The 12,462-nt window shown below is 75.0% G+C and carries 16 protein-coding genes; 7 read left to right on the top strand and 9 right to left on the bottom strand.

Features of this window, described 5'->3' with window-relative positions; genetic code table 11:
- Positions 1-209 precede the first annotated feature (209 nt).
- Complete coding sequence (locus tag HH311_RS12150; protein ID WP_169183928.1) at positions 210-770, bottom strand: GNAT family N-acetyltransferase; 561 nt, start codon at positions 768-770, stop codon at positions 210-212.
- Between the two features lie 43 nt (positions 771-813).
- A complete protein-coding gene (locus HH311_RS12145; RefSeq protein ID WP_169183927.1) occupies positions 814-1,056 on the bottom strand; it encodes a hypothetical protein in 243 nt (80 codons plus the stop codon).
- A gap of 121 nt (positions 1,057-1,177) precedes the next feature.
- Between HH311_RS12145 and HH311_RS12140 the strand changes: the two genes are divergently transcribed.
- Positions 1,178-1,555, top strand: coding sequence for a hypothetical protein (locus tag HH311_RS12140; protein WP_169183926.1), 378 nt, complete (start codon positions 1,178-1,180; stop codon positions 1,553-1,555).
- A gap of 39 nt (positions 1,556-1,594) precedes the next feature.
- Positions 1,595-1,927 (top strand): hypothetical protein, encoded by a 333-nt coding sequence (locus HH311_RS12135; protein WP_169183925.1) that lies wholly within the window; start codon positions 1,595-1,597, stop codon positions 1,925-1,927.
- A 69-nt stretch (positions 1,928-1,996) separates the two neighbouring features.
- Here the strand turns inward: HH311_RS12135 and HH311_RS12130 are convergent, their stop codons facing one another.
- Complete coding sequence (locus tag HH311_RS12130; protein ID WP_169184068.1) at positions 1,997-3,355, bottom strand: MFS transporter; 1,359 nt, start codon at positions 3,353-3,355, stop codon at positions 1,997-1,999.
- Positions 3,356-3,732: 377 nt separating this feature from the next.
- On the opposite strand from HH311_RS12130, the gene HH311_RS32625 reads away from it, so the two are divergent.
- Positions 3,733-3,867, top strand: a complete 135-nt coding sequence (locus HH311_RS32625) for a hypothetical protein (protein ID WP_282439589.1) — start codon at positions 3,733-3,735, stop codon at positions 3,865-3,867.
- 70 nt (positions 3,868-3,937) lie between these two features.
- Here HH311_RS32625 and tenA read toward each other — a convergent pair whose 3' ends face one another.
- A complete protein-coding gene (gene tenA, locus HH311_RS12125; RefSeq protein WP_169183924.1) occupies positions 3,938-4,594 on the bottom strand; it encodes a thiaminase II in 657 nt (218 codons plus the stop codon).
- A gap of 41 nt (positions 4,595-4,635) precedes the next feature.
- On the opposite strand from tenA, the gene HH311_RS12120 reads away from it, so the two are divergent.
- A complete protein-coding gene (locus tag HH311_RS12120; RefSeq protein WP_169183923.1) occupies positions 4,636-5,613 on the top strand; it encodes a cobalamin biosynthesis protein in 978 nt (325 codons plus the stop codon).
- Positions 5,614-5,697: 84 nt separating this feature from the next.
- On the opposite strand, the gene HH311_RS12115 is transcribed toward HH311_RS12120, so the two are convergent.
- The 4 genes from HH311_RS12115 to HH311_RS12100 form a co-directional block, all read right to left on the bottom strand.
- Complete coding sequence (locus tag HH311_RS12115; RefSeq protein WP_169183922.1) at positions 5,698-6,558, bottom strand: SURF1 family cytochrome oxidase biogenesis protein; 861 nt, start codon at positions 6,556-6,558, stop codon at positions 5,698-5,700.
- A 43-nt stretch (positions 6,559-6,601) separates the two neighbouring features.
- Complete coding sequence (locus HH311_RS12110) at positions 6,602-7,453, bottom strand: fructosamine kinase family protein (RefSeq protein WP_169183921.1); 852 nt, start codon at positions 7,451-7,453, stop codon at positions 6,602-6,604.
- Positions 7,450-7,929, bottom strand: a complete 480-nt coding sequence (locus HH311_RS12105; protein ID WP_169183920.1) for a low molecular weight protein-tyrosine-phosphatase — start codon at positions 7,927-7,929, stop codon at positions 7,450-7,452. The genes HH311_RS12110 and HH311_RS12105 overlap by 4 nt, the downstream gene beginning before the upstream one ends.
- Positions 7,930-8,025: 96 nt before the next feature.
- Positions 8,026-8,670 (bottom strand): head GIN domain-containing protein, encoded by a 645-nt coding sequence (locus HH311_RS12100; RefSeq protein ID WP_169183919.1) that lies wholly within the window; start codon positions 8,668-8,670, stop codon positions 8,026-8,028.
- A 310-nt stretch (positions 8,671-8,980) separates the two neighbouring features.
- Here HH311_RS12100 and HH311_RS12095 point away from each other — a divergent pair, with 310 nt between their 5' ends.
- The 3 genes from HH311_RS12095 to HH311_RS12085 are packed head-to-tail and all read left to right on the top strand — an operon-like array spanning position 8,981 to position 11,333.
- Positions 8,981-9,901 (top strand): Nif3-like dinuclear metal center hexameric protein, encoded by a 921-nt coding sequence (locus HH311_RS12095; RefSeq protein WP_169183918.1) that lies wholly within the window; start codon positions 8,981-8,983, stop codon positions 9,899-9,901.
- Positions 9,898-10,626, top strand: coding sequence for a zinc ribbon domain-containing protein (locus tag HH311_RS12090; RefSeq protein WP_169183917.1), 729 nt, complete (start codon positions 9,898-9,900; stop codon positions 10,624-10,626). Before HH311_RS12095 ends, HH311_RS12090 begins: the two co-directional genes overlap by 4 nt.
- Positions 10,623-11,333, top strand: a complete 711-nt coding sequence (locus tag HH311_RS12085) for a histidine phosphatase family protein (protein WP_169183916.1) — start codon at positions 10,623-10,625, stop codon at positions 11,331-11,333. Before HH311_RS12090 ends, HH311_RS12085 begins: the two co-directional genes overlap by 4 nt.
- On the opposite strand, the gene HH311_RS12080 is transcribed toward HH311_RS12085, so the two are convergent.
- Positions 11,330-12,454, bottom strand: coding sequence for a DUF2332 domain-containing protein (locus HH311_RS12080; RefSeq protein ID WP_169183915.1), 1,125 nt, complete (start codon positions 12,452-12,454; stop codon positions 11,330-11,332). The two genes, HH311_RS12085 and HH311_RS12080, sit on opposite strands and share 4 nt — an antisense overlap.
- Positions 12,455-12,462 lie beyond the last annotated feature (8 nt).

Raw genomic sequence — 12,462 nt, 5'->3', positions numbered from 1 at the left:
GGAACCGTCGCCCACGGAGGAGAGTCGGGTCAGGGCCGATCGTGACGGCGTCCCGGGTCGATTGCGCCGATCCGGGTGGGGAGGGTGTCGGGGCGTGGAGATCGTTGAAGACGCAACCCCGCATTCCTGGGGTGTCATATCGATTGTGCACGTTCGGTCTGCACACCGCCGTTCCCGTACAAACAATTCGCTGTGCGTACCGGGAATGGTCAGGAACGTGGGCGGAGGTCCTTCTGCATCAGCACCGTGTCGACCCACTGCCCCTGCTTGTAGCCGACCGCCGGCATTCGTCCGACGATTTCGAAGCCCAGACGTCGGTGGAGCACGATCGACGGGGTGTCGTGGCGGGTGCCGGGCAGGGTCGCGATGACCGCGACCACCTGGCGCATCTCGGTGCGCTCGAGGTCGTCGACCAGCGCCGTGAGCAGTCGCCCGCCGAGCCCCTGGCCGGTCGCCTCGGGCGCGATGTAGACGGAGTCCTCGACGGTGTAGCGGTAGGCCGCGTGCGGACGGAAGGAGCCGCACGCCGCGAAGCCGGCGACGCGCAACCCGCCTGCGGGCGCGCTGGGGTGCCCGTCGGGGAGGTCGGCGACGAGGAAGGGGAGCTTGCGGTCCCGCGCGTCGGCCAGGCGGTCGCGCCAGACCGAGGCGGCGGGCGGGTCCTCGACGAAGGTGGCGATGGAGGCGAGCACGTAGCCGGCGAAGACGTCCGCGATCCGGTCGGCGTCCTCGTCCTCGGCCGGCCGCACCGTGATCCCGGGGTCGGTCATGCCGGGCATCCTCCCCCCGGGCCGGACGACCCCGCCACGTCCGCTACTCGAGGCGGACGAGCTGGAACTCCCATTCGCCGGACGCGTCGTTGTAGGCGGTCCGCTCGTAGACGGCGTGGCTCTGCCCGCCCACCATGCGCGACATCGTCTGCTGCACGCCCCGCTCCGGCGCCGGGAGCGGGATGCGCTGCAGCAGTGGGGGCTCGGCAGCCGCGCCGTCGGGGAGCGAGATGGTCCCCTCGCCCTGCAGCGGACCGTTGACGTAGCGGACGGCGAACTCCCTCACAGCACCCCTCCCGAGTGATCGTTGGCGTGCAGCCTACGGCCGCACTCCGCACCCGTCACGGTGCCCAAGACGACCCGAACAGACCAACCCGGAGCAACCGGTCGGCACCTAGCGTGGTGAGGTGCGTTCGGCTCTGCTCCTCCTCGTCGGCTTCGCCATGGTCGCGGGCGGCGTCGGGCTCGCCCTCGGGATGGACGGCGGCCTGCTGCCCGGCATCGGGCTGGCCGTCCTCGGTCTGCTCGTCAAGGGGGCTGGCCTGCTGCTCGGCGACCCGTCGGCGGGTCCGAGCGGGTCCGAGCGGGGCGCACAGACCCTCGCCGGCCGTCGGGTGGAGCGTCCGCGGGCGGGCATCCCCGTCGGCCGCGCGACGGTGCGGCGTCGGGTGCCCGGCCGGGTGCCGGCCGCCGTCGTGCGACCGCTGCACGACCCCCGCGGTCCGGCCGGTCGTCCGGCGCCCGTCCCGCAGGCCCACGCCCGCCGTCACCGCCGTGCGTCCTGATCTCGCCGCGGTGTGCCCCGTCGTGACAGGGTCGTGCGCGTGACCTCGTGGGAGTACGCCACCCTGGAGATCTCCGCGGTGCAGCTGTCCAGCGACGGGCTGGACCCCGCGGCGAGCAGCCACGAGACCGCGGAGTGGCAGGCCTACGCGATCGGTCCGAAGGACGAGCTCCTCTTCGAGGAGTACCGGCCCTACAGCGTGCCCTGGACCCGGCTGTTCGCCGAGCACCTCAACCGGCTCGGGCGCGACGGGTGGGAGCTCGTCGAGTTCGGCGGCCCCCACCACGCGCTCTACCCGACCGGCTACGTGCACTCGTCGGGGACCTACACGACGGTGGTCGAGAGCCGCTTCGTCCTGCGCCGCCCCGCCTGACGGCCCCGGACGCACGAACGCCCGCCCCGCCGGTGGCGGGACGGGCGTCCGAGGAGTCCTTGGAGGTCCTCAGCCGCGGACGGCCCCTCCGGAGCGGGCGAGCTCCCGCGCTTCCTCCGGGGTGGAGACGGCCGCGTTCGACCCCGGCAGCGGCTTGCCGGCGGGCTCCGTGAGCTTCGCGATCGCGGCGATGCCCACGATCCCCGCGAAGATCAGGTAGAGCGCCGGCCAGTACGCCCACCCCGTCGTCGGGACGAGGGCGGACATGATCAACGACGTGGTCCCGGCGAACGCCGACACGAAGATGTTGAACGAGATCGACAGCCCGCCGTAGCGGATCTCGGTCGGGAACAGCGCCGGCAGCGTCGACGGGCAGGTGGACGAGAACAGGATCAGGAGGATGGCCATGACGGCGAGGCCGACCGCCACCAGCCCGACCGATCCCAGCGTCAGCACGTAGATCATCGGGAACGCGAGGATGACGAGCCCGATGGCGCCGGTCCAGAGCAGCGGCTTGCGTCCGACCCGGTCGGAGAGCAGCCCGAGGGCCGGGATCACGAAGACCGCGACCCACAGGATGATGATCTGCAGGATCTGCGACGTCGTGGAGTCGATCGCCGTGCCGCCGGCGTCGGTGACGTTCTTCTCGAGGAACGTCGGCATGTAGCTGGTCAGCATGTAGTTCGTGACGTTCCAGGCGATGACGAGCCCACCGGCGGTGAGCATGGCCGGCCAGTAGCGCACGAACAGCATCTTGATCCCGGCCCCGGCCTGGGTGCCCTCGCGCTCCTCGGACTCCGAGAGCAGCGTCTGGAACGCCGGAGTCTCCTCGAGGCGGGTCCGGAGGTAGACCCCGACGATGCCCAGCGGCAGCGCGATGAAGAACGGGATGCGCCAGGCCCACGTCGCCGCGAACTCCGGCGAGGACACGAGCGGGATGACGGTCGCCACGGTGGCGCCGAGCGCGTAGCCGATGAACGTCCCGCACTCGAGGAAGCTGCCGAAGAACCCGCGCCGTCGGTCGGGCGAGTACTCGGCGATGAACGTCATCGCGCCGGCGTACTCACCGCCGGTGGAGAAGCCCTGGATGACGCGGCAGAGCACCAGCAGGATCGGCGCCCAGATGCCGATCGCGGAGTACGACGGGATGAAGCCGAGCAGGAAGGTCCCGATCGCCATCATGATGACGGTGATCGAGAGGACCTTGGTGCGGCCGATGCGGTCGCCGAGGGGGCCGAAGAAGAGCCCGCCGAGCGGCCGGACCAGGAACGACACCGCGAACCCCGCGAACGTCCCGACCTGCGCCAGCGTGGGGTTGTCCGGGGGGAAGAAGTTCGTCTCGATGGTGGTCGCGAGGTAGGCGTACACGCCGAAGTCGAACCACTCGGTGATGTTGCCGACCGCGGCGGCCCCGACCGCCCGCTTCATCGTCGCGGTGTCCGTCACCGTGATGTTGGGAGGTACCCCGTTCGATTCGACGTCCGTCGTGCCTGTCACGTCTCTGCCTCCCCGCTACATGGCCCCGCTGGAACCGTGCGAGTCTTTATGACTTCTTTGTCCGATTTACTACGTCCGTGTGGGGGAAACCGTAGTAGTTCGGTACCGGGCGTGCTCGTCGTGCTCCTGAGGGTGACATGGAACACGCGAGAGCACCGCGCGACACCGGAACATCACCCGAGATCGACGCGTCTCTAGGGACGGATGCAGCCAGCATCCGCCGATTCGCAAGCGTCGGCCTCCCGACCGGGTCAGCAGGACCCGCCCACCGGGTGCGACGCGTGCACGTGGTGAGGAGGAGCCACCAGATGGCGGCAGTGTTCGTGGCCATGGTCGTCGTTGCAGGAGCGGGTTTCGGTGTGGCGTCCAGCCTCGCCGCCTACGCGCAGCGCAACTGGCGGAACCGTGCCGAGGGCGGCGAGACGGTCCTCGTCGAGGCCTGAGGCCGACAACAGCTCGCGACGGCGGGCCCACCCTGCGGGGTGGGCCCGCCGTCGTCGTTCCGGGGTCCCCTCAGACCGGCCACCGCTCGCGGCGCCACGCGGCGTCCCAGAACATCCACTCGTAGCGCGACGTCGTGCGGTAGTGCCCGACGACGCGGGCCCGCTCCGCCGGGCCGAGCTCGTCGGCGACCCGGTCGACCAGGGCGATGGCCGCGTCGACCACCGCCTGGAACTCGTCGCCGCCGTACATCCCGATCCACCGCGCGTAGAGCGGGTCGGGCGACGACTCGGCGAGCAGGGCCTCACCGACCCGCGCGTAGATCCAGTAGCACGGCAGCACCGCGCCCATCCCCTCGGCGAACGAGGCCCCGTGGCAGGTCGCGAGCAGGTAGCTCGTGTACGCGAGCGTGGTGGGCGCCATCGGCGCGCGGGTGTCGGTCTCCCCGGCCAGGGCGTCGGAGAGCGCGGCGTGCATCTCCTGCTCGGCCGCGATCGCGCCGGCGGCGTGCTGGGCGAGCAGCGTCGTGTCGTCCTCGGTGGGTGCGCGGGCGGCGAGTACCGCCAGCGCCCGGGCGTATCCGCGCAGGTAGTGGCTGTCCTGCACCACGAAGTGCCCGAACGCCGCGTGCGGGAGGGTCCCGTCGGTGAGACCGGTGAGGAACGGGTGGGCGCGGACCGCGTCGTAGACGTCGGCCGCGGACTCCCAGAGCTCGTCGCTGAACGCCACGGCGGGGAGCCTGTCACGACCGGCCCGACGACGCTGCTGCGATGATCGGCCGGGTGCGGGGACGGGCGACGGGGCTGCTGGCCGGGGTCGTCGCCGACGCGCTCCTGGGCGACCCGCGCCGCGGCCACCCCGTCGCGGTCTTCGGGACGGGTGCCGCGCGGCTCGAGCGGGCGTGGTGGGCGGACTCCCGGTCCCGCGGCGCCCTGTACGCCGGGGTGCTCGTCGGTGGTGCGGTGCTCGGGGGAGCCGCCGCCGAGCGGGTCGCCGCGCGCTCCCCGGTGGCGACGGCGGCCGTGACGGCGCTGGCGACGTGGGCCGTCCTCGGCGGGCGCTCGCTCGCGGGGGAGGGGGCGGCGCTGGCGGGGGAGCTGGCGGCCGACGACCTCGGCGCGGCCCGACGGCGGCTGCCCTCGCTCTGCGGGCGCGACCCCTCGGCCCTCGACGCCGACGGCCTCGCCCGCGCCGCCCTCGAGTCCGTCGCGGAGAACACCTCGGACGCCGTGGTGGCACCGCTCGTGTGGGGCGCGGTGGCGGGGGTACCGGGGCTGCTCGGGTACCGGGCCGTGAACACCCTCGACGCGATGGTCGGGCACCTCTCGGCGCGCCACGCCCGTTTCGGCTGGGCGAGCGCGCGCGCCGACGACGTCGCCAACGCCGTCCCCGCCCGCCTCGCGGCCCTGCTCACCGCGACGACGGCGCCGGTGGTCGGCGGGCGTCCGGGCGCGGCGCTGACGGCGTGGCGCCGCGACGCGCGCCGGCACCCGAGCCCCAACGCCGGGCCGGTCGAGGCGGCCTTCGCGGGCGCGCTCGGCCGCCGGCTCGGCGGGCGGACCGTCTACCCCTACGGCGTGCAGGAGCGCCCGCTCCTCGGCTCCGGCCCTGCTCCGAGGGTCCCCGACCTGCACCGGGCCGTCCGGCTCTCCCGGGTGGTGACGGCGGGTGCGGCGCTCGCCGCCGCCGGGCTCGCCGCGGCCATCGACCGGGCGGTCCCGGAGGGGTTCCCGCGTCGCCGACCCTAGGCAGATGATCATGGAACTCGGCACGGCTGAGCGTGCCGGAAACCATGATCGACTGTCTGGGGAGCCGAGCGCGGTACCCCGCGCTCAGCGGCCGTAGCGGTCGGCGAGCACCTCGGAGGTCGGGCGGGCCGGCGCCGGCTCCGCCGGGGCGTCGCGCCCGGCGCGGTCGGGGGCCGGTGCGTCGTCCGGAACCGGCACCGCCTCGGCGTCGGGACCCTCGGCCTCGGCCCGGCGGGTGCGGTACTCCAGGCGCACGAAGTAGAACCACCCGCCGATCGCCATGACGCCGAAGATCAGCCACTGCCAGGCGTAGGAGTAGGACGGGTTGGGGTCGGGCGGGGGGAGCGGGACGGCGGTGACGACGCCGGGCTGGCCGGGCAGCAGCTGGACGTATCCCGGGGCCAGCGGCATCCCGACCAGCGGGCCGATCTGGGCGGCGTCGACGGCGTAGACCTGCCGGTAGCCGGCCTCGGTGACGGGGGCGCGGTCGGTGGCGGACTCGTCGGGGCGCTGGTAGCCCACGACGGCCACGACGCCGGCCGGCGGCGGCGCGATGGGCGGGAGCGTCTCGCCGTTCGGCGTCACGTAGCCCCGGTCCACGAGCAGGGTCTGGCCGTCGGTGGTGCGCAGCGGCGTCAGGATCTCGGTGGCGGCGTCGCTGTTGACCGAGCGCAGCCGGGCGAGGACCTGGCCGGCCGGCTCGTAGGTCCCGGTGACGACCACCTGGCGCCACGCGGCGGCCGGGCCGGGCTCCGCGCCCGGGGCGACGAGCGAGGACCGGGGCACCGCCGGGGTGCTGACGGCGCGGACGAGGGCCTCGTTGTTGCCGTCCCGCTCGGTGCTGCGGTGGAACTGCCACGGCGCGAGCAGGTAGTAGCACCCGAACGCGAAGGCGATGACCGCCAGCGTCAGGGCGATCCACCCGGGCCGGAGCAGGAAGCGCACGCCGCCCAGTATGGCCTCCGGCCCTGTGGTCGCTGTGCGGTCCTCAGAGCGATCGCGCCGCCCGGCACGCGGACGCGGCGTAGCCCCCGCCGAACAGCGCGGCGTGGACGAGCAGCGGGAAGAGCTGGTGCAGGCCGACGCGGTCGGACCGGCCCGCGGCGAGGGGGGACGCCTCGTCGTAGGCGCCGAGCACGGCGTCGAGCTGGGGGCAGCCGAAGAGCGCGAGCATGGCGAGGTCGGTCTCGCGGTGCCCGCCGTGCGCGGCGGGGTCGATGACCCAGGCGCCGTCGCCGGCCCACAGCACGTTCCCGGTCCACAGGTCGCCGTGCAGGCGTGCCGGCGGCTCGTCGGGCCCGGCGTCGGCGTCGCCGCCGGTGAGGCGTGCGCACCCGTCCTCGACCTGCGCGGCCTGGGAGGAGGACATCCCGCCGCGGTCGACGGCCAGCCGCACGTAGGGCAGGACGCGGGACCCGACGTACCAGTCGATCCAGCGGGTGCCCTCGGGCGCGGGGTCGTTGCGCATCGGGGCGCCGCCGATCCACGCGTCCGCGGGCCCACCGGGCGGCGGCGACCCGAAGGCGGGGGCGCCGGCCGCGTGCATCGTCGCGAGGCCACGCCCGAACGCCTCGGCGGCGCCCCCGGAGGGCGAGCCCTCGCCGACCGCGTCGCTGACCAGCCAGGACTCGTCGACGCCGAGTACCTCGGGCACCCCGGGCCCGCCGGGCACCGCCAGCCAGCGCAGCCCCGCGGCCTCGGCGGCGAGCGCGGTCGGCGCGCCGGTCTTGGCCATCACCTCTCGGTCGTCGTCGAGGGTGCAGCGGGTGACCGCGCCGAGGGAGCGGGCGCGGACGACGCCGTGCCCGGTGAGTCGCGCGACGGCGTCGGACGCGCTCACACCCGCTCCCGCGCCCAGGCGACGACGCCGGGCGTCGCGGCCTCGAGCATCGCGAAGACCTCGTCGAACCCCTCGGGCCCGCCGTAGTAGGGGTCCGGGACCTCGGCGCCTTCGGGGGCCGCGGGGTCGAACGAGCGCAGCAGCCGGACGCGGTCGGCCGGGACGCCGGCGCGGATCAGGTCGCGGGCGTGGTCGGTGGTGGCGGCGAGCACCAGGTCGGCCTCGGCCGTGGTCTCGTCGATCTGCCGGGCGACGTGGTCGGTGCCGTAGCCCCGGTCCGCGAGGGTGGCGGCGGCGCGGCGGTCCATCGGCTCGCCGACGTGCCAGTCGCCGACGCCCGCGCTGGTGACGACCACGCGGTCGGCCAGGCCGGCGTCGGTGAGCGCCGCGCGCAGGATCACCTCGGCCATCGGGGAGCGGCAGATGTTGCCCGTGCAGACGGTCACGACCGAGTAGCACCTTTCGCGGGGACCCATGGCCCGAGTCTGCCGCTGCAGCACGAGCGGCCGACGGTCGAGTCACCTCCGCTGACCGTCTCCGGATCCAGCGGCACGCCGAGCAGTTCCCTGCCCTCACCGGCGGTGGACCGAGCCGATTCCGGTGACGTGCTCGGTCACGGTCGGGTTGCCGAGGTACTCGATGCTGCCGACGCCGGTGACGGTCGCGTTGAGCGTGCGGGCAGCGTTGACGGTGGCCGTCCCGGTGCCGCCGACGTTGACGTCGGCGTCCTGTGTCGGGAGGGCGCTCGCGTCGATCTGGCCGAGGCCGATCAGATCGACGTTCTCGGTGGTCGTCCGGCCGGCGATGACGAGGCGACCGGCGCCGCTGTTCGCGAGCGAGACCTGGGGGGCGTCGATCCTCGTGGCATTGATGCTTCCGGCACCGGAGAGCACGAGGCCCCGTAGCTGCCGCGCGGTGACGTGGTACTCGATCGTGGTGGCACCTCCGATGGCCGCGTTCGGCTGGGCGCCGAGCCGGAGGGTCGTCCCGGCCACGGTCGTGGTGAGCAACGGGACGATGTTGTCGTCGGCTCGGACCTCCACGGAATCGGTGCCCGACTGCTCGACGGTGACCGTCCCGGCGCCTGAGAACTCGATCGAGTCGAAGGCCGGGACCGGGCGCGTCTGTGACTGGACGTTCCCGGAGCCCTGGACACCGCCGGCGTTGCCGCTGCTGCACGCGCTCATCACCAGGGCGCCGGCGACCAGTGCGGCCACGAGCGCGAGCTTTCGACGAACACCCCCCATGCTGGCGTGGTAGCAGGGGCCGGGCATCGCCACAAGACGCCGGTCGGGAATCGTTGCCCGCCCGTTCCTGATCGGCACGGAACGTGGGCGGGCGCACTCGTCTCCGTCGTCGGCTCGTCGAGGGCCCCGGCAACGACGGCGACCGCGATCGACCCGGGAGCGAAGCGAGCGGCATCGGGGGTCGGTCGTGGCTGCCGAGTGGGCCCGGACGGTGACGACGTGCCGGACGTCCGACAGGGTCACGTCCTCTCACCGCCCGTGGACCACAATGGCGCCCACCATGGACCCCTCCGTCGCTCCCCCCGACGTCGCGGCCGCCGTCGCCGCGCTCGAGACCGCCTACCCGCCCGGGCTCGCGCAGGACTGGGACGCCGTGGGCCTGGTCTGCGGGGATCCCGACGAGCCGGTGACCCGCGTGCTCGTCGCGGTCGACCCGACCGCGGCCGTCGTCGACGACGCGATCGCCGACGGCGTCGACCTGCTCGTGACCCACCACCCGTTGCTGCTGCGCGGCGTGCACGGGGTGCCGGCCGACCAGCCCAAGGGCTCGGTGGTGCACCGTCTCGTCCGGGCGGGCTGCGCGCTCTTCGCCGCGCACACCAACGCCGACGCCGCCGCGCCCGGGGTGTCCGACGCGCTCGCGGACGCGCTCGGCGTCGTGGTGGAGCGCCCGCTGGCCCCCGAGGGCCCGGACGGATCGGTCGGCATCGGACGGATCGGCCACCTCGAGGCCACGGAACCGTTCGGGGCCTTCGTCGAGCGGGTGGCCGCGGCGCTGCCGGCGACGGCGTGGGGGGTGCGCGGCGCGGGCGACCCGGAGCGCCCCATCCGGCGGGTCGCGCTGTCCGGCGGGGCGGGCGACTCGATGCTCGGCCTGGCCCGCGACGCCGGCGTCGACGCCTACGTGACCGCGGACCTGCGCCACCACCCGGCCGACGAGCACCTCCAGCGGGCCGGGGCCCCCGCGCTCGTCGACGTCGCCCACTGGGCCTCCGAGCACCCCTGGTGCGCCCAGGCCGCCGACGTGCTGCGCCGGGCGCTGCCCGGCGTCACCGTGTCGGTCTCGACGCGGCGGACCGACCCGTGGACCCTCGGCGCCGCCGGGAGCGGGGTCGCCGAGCGCGCCGCACCCCCGGCGAGCACGACGACCACCGCGCCGCCGACCATGCACGACGTGATCGAAGGAGCCACCCAGCCATGAAGGCCGACCCGGCGGTCCAGCGCCGGCTCCTCGACCTCGCCGCCGTCGACGGCGAGCTCGCCCGCGCGGAGCACCGCCGCCGGACCCTGCCCGAGCAGGCCGCGGTGGAGGAGGCCGAGCGCGCGCTGCGGGCCGCGGCCGACGCCGTCGTCGTCGCGCAGACCGCGCTGTCGGACCTCGACCGCGACGTCGCGAAGCTCGACCGCGAGGTCGAGCAGGTCCGCACCCGCGAGACCCGCGACCGCCAGCTCCTCGACAACGGCTCGGTGTCGGCCAAGCAGGCCACGGACCTGCAGCACGAGCTGGACTCGCTCGAGCGGCGCCGTGCCGTGCTCGAGGAGGAGCAGCTCGAGGTCATGGAGCGCCAGGAGGCGGCCGGGATCGACCTGCGGCACGAGACCGACGCGCACGCCGCCGCGCAGACCGCGCTCGAGGACGCCGTGGAGCGCCGCGACGGCACGCTCGGGGACATCGGCACCACCGAGGCGCGCCGCGGGGAGGAGCGCACGGCCCTGGTGGCCGAGCTCCCCGCCGACCTCGTCGCGCTCTACGACAAGATCCGCGCGAAGAGCGGGGTGGGCGCCGGCGAGCTCGTCGGCAACCGCTGCGGGGCGTGCCGGCTGGAGATGGACCGCAGCGAGCTGCGCGACATCCAGGGCGCCGCGCCCGACGACGTCGTGCGGTGCGAGAACTGCGGCGCGATCGTCGTCCGGACCGGGAAGTGAGCGCCGGGGACGCGAGCACCGGGGACGCGAGCACCGGAGACGCGAGCACCGCCGCGAACGCGGCCGGGGCCTGGACCGGGCGCGGGGCCGCCGTCCCCACCCGCGTGCTGCTGCTGCGCCACGGGCAGTCGCCGCTGTCGGTGGACCGGCGCTACTCGGGGCGGGGGAACCCGCCGCTGACCGAGGTCGGGCAGTCGCAGGCGGCGGCCGCCGCGGCGTCGGTCGGGGCGCGCTACCCGGGCGCCGCGGCCGTCGTCAGCTCGCCGCTGGACCGCGCCCGCTCGACGGCGGGGCCGGTCGCGGCGGCGCTCGGCGTCGCGGTGGAGGTCGACGAGGGCTTCACCGAGACCGACTTCGGCGGCTGGGAGGGGCTGACCTTCTCCGAGGCCGCCGAGCGCGACCCCGACGTGCACCGCGCCTGGCTCGCCGACTCGTCGGTGCCCCCACCCGGCGGGGAGAGCTTCGAGGAGGTCGGGGCCCGGGTGGCCGCGGCGCTGCGCGGGCTGCTGGAGCGGCACGCGGGGACGACGGTCGTGCTGGTCAGCCACGTGACCCCGATCAAGACGATCCTGCGCTTCGCCCTCGACGCCGGCCCGGCGCTGCTCTACCGGCTGCACCTCGACCTGGCGTGCCTGTCGGTGGTCGACTTCTGGGACGACGGCGGCGCGAGCGTGCGGCTGGTGAACGACACGTCCTACCTGCGCTAGGCGAGCCACTCCAGCCACGCCGCCCCGGGGTGGGCGAGCCCGAGGACCCGCCCCGACACCGCCCCGTCGCGCACGGACAGGCGTCCCACCACGCCGGTGACTCCGGCCCGGTACGCCTCGACCGCGCGGTCGGGGACGGGGAGCCCCTGCACGCTGTCGCGGCCGTCCGGCCCCAGCGGCACGAGCGGGTCGACCGAGATCCACTCGAGGTCGCGCCCGAGCCGGGGGAGCAGGGCGGCGAACCGGGCGCGGTCGTCGTCGGGCAGGAAGACGTGGACGTAGGTGTCGACGAGGACGAGCAGGGCCTCCGACGGCAGGTCCGCGCAGACCCGCTCGACGGTCTCCACGAGGTCGCCGCGGACCAGCGGCGCCGGGTGGGCCCGGACGACGGCGCTCGCCGCGGCGAAGCGGTCGACCGCGCCGGTCTCGGGCGGCACGCAGGCGGCGAGCCAGTCGCGGATCTCCGGGACGCCCAGGTCGAGGGGCTCGACGTCGATCCCGACCCGCGCGGCGATGGTCGGCACCGTCGCGGGCACCGGCGGGTCGCCCGCGCGGACGGCGCAGTGGAGCTCGAAGGGGGAGTCGGGGTCGCCGACGGTGCGGGTGCGGCCGTCGGCGGCGTACCGGTAGCGGTAGCGGTCGAGCTGGAGCCCGAGGCCCGCGCCGGTGCCGAGGTCGACCAGCGCGATCGGCCGGTCGGGAGCGATGTCGCCGAGGACGGCGAGCACGTCGGCGCTGCGACCGACCTCGTTCATCTGGTAGCGGTGCGCGGCGCACAGCCGCGCGAGCTCCTCGGCGTGCTCCCGGGCGAACGCCGCGAGCGCGGGCCGGAACCCCTCGTCGAGGACCGGCTGGCCGGAGCCCGGCGTCGGGAAGTACCCGGCGAGGGGAGCGGGCTGCTCGCGGGCGACGAGGTCGCGGACCGCGGCGCTGAGCAGCAGCGGCGGCAGCCGGTCGGGCGGGAGGGCGGCCGCGAGGTCGAGCAGGACGTCGTCCTCGGCGATCGCGCGGAAGAGCTCGGCGGTCAGCGCCCAGCTCGGTGGGGCGTCCGGCGGCGACCAGCCCGCGGCGACGCCGGAGGCCTGGTCACGCACCCGGTCTCGGGCGTCGTCGCTGCTCACGGAGCGCA

It is taken from the genome of Actinomycetospora sp. TBRC 11914 (assembly GCF_012933465.1).
In the GTDB taxonomy this organism is placed as follows: Bacteria; Actinomycetota; Actinomycetes; order Mycobacteriales; family Pseudonocardiaceae; genus Actinomycetospora.
This window is presented reverse-complemented; position numbering and strand designations above follow the sequence as displayed.

Excerpts from the sequence above, each read along its gene's own strand:
- HH311_RS12150 (WP_169183928.1), bottom strand. The coding sequence starts at position 770 with ATGACCGACCCCGGGATCACGGTGCGGCCGGCCGAGGACGAGGACGCC.
- HH311_RS12130 (WP_169184068.1), bottom strand. The coding sequence starts at position 3,355 with ATGAAGCGGGCGGTCGGGGCCGCCGCGGTCGGCAACATCACCGAGTGG.
- HH311_RS32625 (WP_282439589.1), top strand. The coding sequence starts at position 3,733 with ATGGCGGCAGTGTTCGTGGCCATGGTCGTCGTTGCAGGAGCGGGTTTC.
- HH311_RS12120 (WP_169183923.1), top strand. The coding sequence starts at position 4,636 with ATGATCGGCCGGGTGCGGGGACGGGCGACGGGGCTGCTGGCCGGGGTC.
- HH311_RS12105 (WP_169183920.1), bottom strand. The coding sequence starts at position 7,929 with ATGGGTCCCCGCGAAAGGTGCTACTCGGTCGTGACCGTCTGCACGGGC.
- HH311_RS12095 (WP_169183918.1), top strand. The coding sequence starts at position 8,981 with ATGGACCCCTCCGTCGCTCCCCCCGACGTCGCGGCCGCCGTCGCCGCG.
- HH311_RS12090 (WP_169183917.1), top strand. The coding sequence starts at position 9,898 with ATGAAGGCCGACCCGGCGGTCCAGCGCCGGCTCCTCGACCTCGCCGCC.